Below are 6,893 nucleotides of genomic sequence, written 5' to 3'. Positions count from 1 at the left end.
AAAAGATCATCAAGTTCAAAAGGTTTGATAAGGTAATCATCCGCACCAGCATCAATACCTGCCCTAATATCGCTTTTTTCCGTTTTGGCACTAAAAAAGATGAACGGTATTCGTTTAAGTCTTGAATATTGCCCGATGAGGCCAAGCAATGTAAAACCATCCATTTCGGGCATTAAAAGGTCACAAAGTATCAAGTCGGGGGGATTGTGTTTTATTCTTTGCAAGCCTGTTTTTCCATTCGTGGCCGTAGTCACCTTATAGCCTTCCAATTCTAAAAGTTCGGCTGTATTTCCACGTAGCGTCAAATCATCTTCAATAATAAGTATATGAACCATTGGCAGTAGATTTGAGGATTATCTAGCTGAAAAACTGTACTATAAATATAAGGCTATTTGAAAGAAAAATCTGTAAACAAATGAGAATTCACTGGAAAGAAATTCTATTATCTTAAGGTTGTGATTCCGGCATGGTTAAAACCTGAAAAAGAGAACTGATCGGCATCATTCTCGACGTGATTCTTATATTGTAAACTTAAGTTTTTAATAATAAAAAAGTTTTGATAACTTACATGGTAGAAGGGGTATTACATATTATGCACATCGGTTATGATTAAAGATTTAACACCTGAAGCTTGTAAAGATTTATTACGAAACAATTGTATTGGCCGTTTGGCCTATATAGCCCATCATGTCCCATACGTGATTCCCATTACATTTTTTTATCATGGGACAAATAACAGCATAATCAGTTATTCCTTAGAAGGCCATAAAATATTTGCCATGCGTAAAAAACATGAAGTGTCTCTTCAGGTAGATGAAATTGAAACTATAAATCAATGGAAATCGGTTTTGGTACACGGTGAATTTGAAGAACTCAGTGGCATCAATGCAAAAAATCTACTGAATGAATTTTCAAAAGGTGTAAAGGAAATTATTCATAGCAAGGAAGAAATAAAGGTTCAATTCATACATGAATTTTCAAGTAAACCTGGCATAAAAAATACTTCGCCCATCGTATATCAAATAAAGATACTTGAGATTACCGGCAAAGAAAGGGTAAGCTGATTTTCAGTAGGAAGTACCTTTCCATATGTCCAAAAACATCATTGCGAAATTCCTAAAGCCACCCTTAGATCGATTTCCGATAATTTACTTGGTTCGCTCGCACTTCCTAAAAACTCTGCATCATACCTATTATATAGTCCCATCTTTTTTCAACTGACCTGTATCATTGTAAAGCATGCGAAATCCAAAGACCTTTAAAGGTAAAATTGGACGTAATGAAGCTTTCCTTTATCAAACCTTTCGGCCAAATAAGAATTTTCGATGTCCCATCCGTGGGTGGTAAGAATGCCTCTTTGGGGGAAATGTACAATCAGTTGATTTCAAAAGGTGTACAAGTGCCCAACGGATTTGCAACAACTTCCGAAGCCTTTTGGGCCTATTTAGATGAAAATTCCCTTCGGGGACCACTTCTAAAAATTGTGGCAGAATTGGATACTATCCGCTATTCAAATCTAGCTACTATCGGAAAAAAAGCCCGAAATCTGATTCTTGGGGGAAAACTTTCCGAAAAGCTATGCAATGAAATCAAAGAAGCCTATCATACATTATGTGGTGAAGAATCCTGTTCGGTCGCCGTGCGAAGTAGTGCCACTGCCGAAGACCTTCCCGATGCCAGTTTTGCAGGCCAACATGACACGTTTTTAAACATCGAAGGCAAGGATGCCGTACTTGAGACTATAAAAAAATGTTTCGCTTCACTCTATACCGATCGTGCCATAAAATACCGTGACGATAAGGGTTTTGAACATAGCGAAGTAGCCCTTTCGGTCGGCGTACAGAAAATGGTAAGGGCCGACATTGGCTGTTCAGGCGTTGGTTTTACCATAGAACCAGAATCAGGATTCGAGAATGCCATTTTACTTTCTGGAGTATGGGGCTTAGGTGAAAATATCGTACAGGGCACCATTAATCCTGATGAGTTTTATGTCTTCAAGCCATCCTTAGAACGCGGCAACTATCCTATCATCCAAAAGAAAATGGGTGATAAGAAACTCACCATGATCTATTCCAAAGCTAAAAAAGGCGGGGCTACAGTAAACATCCATACCCCTAAACCCAGACAGCAGCAATTTATATTGTCCGATCAAGAAGTGACCAATTTAGCAAAATGGGCCTTATTGATCGAAAAACATTATAATAAACCCATGGACATTGAATGGGCCAAAGATGGTAACACCCATGAACTATACATAATTCAGGCCCGGCCTGAAACCGTACACCACGCCAAGGAAAAAAATGTCCAAATCATCTATAAACTTAAAGAAAAAGGTAAGGTATTGACCACAGGAAATGCGGTAGGTTCAAAAATTAAGATTGGCAACCCGATTATTCTCCATTCCCCAAAAGAAGCCCGGAACCTGAACCATGACCATATCATTGTTACGGATACCATTACACCGGACTGGGATCCCCTACTCAAGCAAGTAGGTGGTATCATCACCAATAAGGGTGGCCGCACCAGCCATGCTGCCATCGTGGCTCGAGAACTCGGGGTTCCGGCCATTGTGGGCTGCGGAAATGCAACTACTAGCCTTACCGACAAAGTATTAATAACCCTATCATGCGCCCAAGGGAAAACAGGATATGTTTATGAAGGAAAACTTTCCTTCAAAGAGGAAAAGATCGATTTTTCAAACATAAAAATGCCCCAAACCGAAGCGAAAATGATTCTGGCCGATCCCGAAAGCGCATTTCAAATGTCGTTCTATCCAAACCATGGTGTGGGGTTGTTACGAATGGAGTTCATCATTACGCATTCCGTAAAGATACATCCCATGGCCTTGGTCAAGTTCAACGAACTTAAAAACGCAAGTGTTATTCGGAAAATCAATAAAATCACCTATAACTATTCGAATAAAACCGATTATTTTATTGACCAACTGTCTCAAGGTATCGCCACCATTGCGGCCGCCTTTTATCCCAAAGAGGTCATTGTCCGGTTAAGTGATTTTAAGACCAATGAATATGCCAATCTGATCGGTGGCGCCGATTTTGAACCCCTTGAAGAAAATCCTATGCTGGGTTTCAGGGGAGCCTCCCGATATTATAGCGATTTATATAAAGAAGGATTTGCACTTGAATGTGCCGCCATTAAAAAAGTACGGGAGCATATGGGTCTCAATAACCTGAAAGTTATGGTTCCATTCTGTAGAACGGTGGAAGAGGGCAAAAAAGTTATTGATATTATGCAGAAATACGGACTTAAACGTGGTGAAAACGGACTGGAAATCTATACCATGGTCGAAATTCCCAGCAACGTGATCTTGGCAAAAGAATTTGCCGAAATTTTTGATGGGTTCTCTATTGGTTCGAATGATCTGACCCAATTGACCTTGGGAATAGACCGCGATTCCGAAATCATGGGCAAATTATTCGACGAAAACAATCCTGCCGCCAAACGCATGATTTCAATGGCTATAGCCTCAGCACGGGAAACGAACACCAAAATTGGCCTGTGCGGACAAGCACCAAGCGATTTTCCGGAATATGCCAAGTTTTTGGTAGAAGAGGGTATCGATAGTATTTCTTTTAATCCTGATGCCCTTCTACAAGGAATAGAAAACATAAACAAGGCTGAAGAAAGTTTAATAGGTCACCACATGATCCTAAACGGCAATTAATGCTTTGTACAAAGCGAGGGCTTTTAATATACATCAAATGCAAAAAATAGTAACCCTTACAATGAATCCTGTCGTCGATAAGGATACCCATGTAGCAGGTATTGTTCCCAATAAAAAATTACGTTGTGCCTCGCCGGACTACTTTGCTGGAGGTGGCGGCATCAATGTGTCCCGTGCCCTACAAAAACTAGGTAGCGAATCGCTCTGCATGTATCTCGCCGGTGGACCCACTGGAGATCACTTGCAACAATTGGTTTCGGCAGATAAAATAGACCAAAAGGTCGTACACATTGAAGGATGGACACGTGAAAATCTATCCGTAACCGATACGAATACGCAATTACAGTATCGATTCGGGGTGCCAGGCCCCCATGTTAAAAAGGAAGAATGGCAGCGTATTTTGACTTTTTTGGAAGCTACTTTAGGGCAAGATGATTTTTTGGTTGCCAGTGGCAAATTGCCACCAGGGGTCCCAACTGATTTCTATGTACAGGTATCCAAAATCACGGATCGGAATAAATCAAAATTGGTGTTGGATACTTCAGGTGATGCTTTGATCCCGAGCATGAAGGCGAATATATTTCTCATGAAACCCAACTTAGGGGAGCTTAGTACCATCATGGGGGTGACCTCTATTTCTGCTGTTGACCTGGAACCACTGGCCAAAAGGTTTATGGAACACTATAGTTGCGAAATACTTGTGGTATCTCTAGGGGCCAAAGGGGCATTATGGGGCCATGCAGATGAATTGGAACATATACCTGCCCCAACGGTTCACCAAAAAAGCGCCATTGGCGCGGGTGACAGTATGGTAGCGGGTATGGTCCACAGCCTTATCAACGGCAAAAGTTTAGGGGATGCCATAAAGTATGGGGTGGCCTGTGGTACGGCGGCAACACTACATCCTGGGACACAACTTTGCAAAAAAGAGGATGCAGATCAATTGTTCGGGTGGGTCATGAGCAACACGGTAAAAAAAGAAAGGAATAATTCACCAAACTGACCTAGGTCATTTTGGCAGGTAGGTTGTCGCCCTATATTTACAATCAAATCAGAACTAAAATAGTTCATTGAAAAGCATGTAAGTCATTTGGGAGATATGTACGACCTTATGAAAAAGAAGAAGCAAGAAATTCTGGAAGCCATTTGAATCCATATGAAGTTTAGCGATAAACTTTGGACAGGGTCAGTGTAAGAGCAAAACAGAATAGAAAGCATCTTCTAGGGAACCGGAACATTAAAGTGTTCCGGTTTCTTTTTCAAAAAGATCCACCAAACTGACCTAGGTCATTGTGGTCATGCAGGTAATCGTATACCTTGGTAGCCATAAAAGAGTTGGAGTTCTTTGAAAAGATTAATTTTTGGATTTTTGGATCGTGGGGATACAAGAATCCAATGGAATGAAGAAGTTTCAGATTGCAGATTACACCATTTGAACCATGAAGGTATTTGGGGATAAATTCATGAAGGGTTCAAGATAAGAGGAAATTGATCTGAACAACATCTTCAAAGAATCCGGGATATTTGGGTATTCCGGATTCTTTTAAAATAATGGTTATCAAGGTCAAAAGACTATGATGACCCCAGTAGGGAGATAGATGGTATTGATAGGTGGATCCATCGTTTAGATCATTTTAGCGATAAGATGATTCAAGGGATTGAAAAACAAAATTGATGAATTCCATTTCTCTATGGAAAAACAGGTATACTAATGGTATGCCTGTTTTTTTCTTTGACATCAATCAAATAGACTTCCAGGCAGTTATGCCTTGACGGTCATAACGGTATCTCAATTTCTTATTTAGTTTTGATATCCAAGAATTTGCGCAGCTAGCTCGTCCGAGCTTGGCTCCTGATCAAAATGTAAGTAAAAGATACCATTAAAAGGACAGGAATATTACGATATGCTTGTCCTTTTTTTTTGAACATACATATGAATAGTGACCACTGTCATCAGGGTTATGGACCAAAAAGGTTCGGATTGTTTTTACAAACGTTGGTGATTCATCATCAAGACAATAAGATGATGTAAAGAATCGATTTTACATAAGGAATAAAAAGACCCCTATAAAAGTAATGGGAGAACTTTGGTCCCCTGTTTTTTATTTACACATAGCGGCTGATCAACCCTGATTACCATCATTGTGGCCAGATCTTGATTTTCTTATATTCATTACCATGTCGTTTATGGATGCCAATCGGGTTTATAAGAATGACCTTGACCCGAAGGGTTCAGTAATACCCTAAGGAACTTCATACCTATTCGTGCAGGCATATACAAAGGAAGAAAATGAAGACCCGAACCAACACAAGCTCCCATGTCCATTTTTATTTACTGCTGCCCTTGTTCGGTATCGTATTCTTCGTTCTTTTTTATATCCTATCCGCTTTAAATTATCCCGGTGGCTCGTGGTATTCACCCCATCAGAATGGCTTTAGTTTTTGGCATAATTATTTATGTGACCTCTTGGATGTTTATGCAATCAATGGTGAAATCAATACAGCACGGATTTATGCGATCATCGCCTTGGGCTTTCTTTGTGCAGGTTTATTCTGGTTATGGATGTATTTGCCCAGGGCATTCCGACCGAATGGGCTAAATCAAAAAATTATGTGGATATCTGGATTAGCATCAATAATCACCATCCTATTTCTTTCGCTGGGCGATCATGATAAAGTAGTGCGAATCGCAGGGATTTTAGGTGTTATCGCATTCATCACCTGTTCGGCAGAACTCTTCAGAACGGGGAAAAAGTTCCTTTTCATACTAGGAATAATCTGTATTCTAGTCTTCTTATTTAACTATTATAGTTACGAAACCGGAAGCTTCATACCCTCACTTCCTGTGATACAGAAGTTTACCTTTTTACTGTTTATCACCTGGTTTATTGGTTTGGATATCGAATTGTATCGAACGGTCATAGGCCAGAACAGACTTTCAACATGATAATCTTCATGGAAATCAGTTCTGTAATGGTGGCAAATGCATTTACATGCTTGCACTGACCTTGGTCATTTTATAACCCTCATACTTTCCCTACCTTTTCTTTGTAAAATCCGAATCACGGGGGTTACCCATATGAAAATCAATACAAATGAAATCTTTGGATAATACTGTTTGTCAAAGTTGCGGGATGCCTATACATCATTTGGCCGATTTCGGAACCAATAAAGACCATACGGTGAACACCGAATACTGTCATTTCTG

At 40.0% G+C, this 6,893-nt stretch carries 6 protein-coding genes; 5 read left to right on the top strand and 1 reads right to left on the bottom strand.

Going from position 1 to position 6,893, the window contains the following annotated elements; translation table 11 throughout:
* The coding region (locus WBM98_RS16255) for a response regulator transcription factor (protein ID WP_424367073.1) at nucleotides 1–335 on the bottom strand (335 nt) is incomplete at its 3' end.
* Nucleotides 336–605: 270 nt separating this feature from the next.
* On the opposite strand from WBM98_RS16255, the gene WBM98_RS16250 reads away from it, so the two are divergent.
* The 5 genes from WBM98_RS16250 to WBM98_RS16230 form a co-directional block, all read left to right on the top strand.
* Entirely contained in the window at nucleotides 606–1,064 is a 459-nt protein-coding gene (locus WBM98_RS16250) for a pyridoxamine 5'-phosphate oxidase family protein (RefSeq protein ID WP_424367072.1), read from the top strand.
* 215 nt (nucleotides 1,065–1,279) lie between these two features.
* On the top strand, nucleotides 1,280–3,685 hold the full coding sequence (gene ppsA, locus WBM98_RS16245) for a phosphoenolpyruvate synthase (protein ID WP_424367071.1): 2,406 nt from the start codon (nucleotides 1,280–1,282) through the stop codon (nucleotides 3,683–3,685).
* A gap of 37 nt (nucleotides 3,686–3,722) precedes the next feature.
* Nucleotides 3,723–4,688 (top strand): 1-phosphofructokinase family hexose kinase, encoded by a 966-nt coding sequence (locus tag WBM98_RS16240; protein ID WP_424367070.1) that lies wholly within the window; start codon nucleotides 3,723–3,725, stop codon nucleotides 4,686–4,688.
* Nucleotides 4,689–5,975: 1,287 nt separating this feature from the next.
* Nucleotides 5,976–6,632 (top strand): hypothetical protein, encoded by a 657-nt coding sequence (locus tag WBM98_RS16235; protein ID WP_424367069.1) that lies wholly within the window; start codon nucleotides 5,976–5,978, stop codon nucleotides 6,630–6,632.
* A 148-nt stretch (nucleotides 6,633–6,780) separates the two neighbouring features.
* On the top strand, nucleotides 6,781–6,893 hold a 113-nt coding region (locus WBM98_RS16230; RefSeq protein WP_424367074.1), incomplete at its 3' end, for a zinc ribbon domain-containing protein.

Origin of the sequence: Maribacter sp. (assembly GCF_049667165.1) — a bacterium.
Classification (GTDB): Bacteria; Bacteroidota; Bacteroidia; order Flavobacteriales; family Flavobacteriaceae; genus Maribacter_A.
This window is presented reverse-complemented; position numbering and strand designations above follow the sequence as displayed.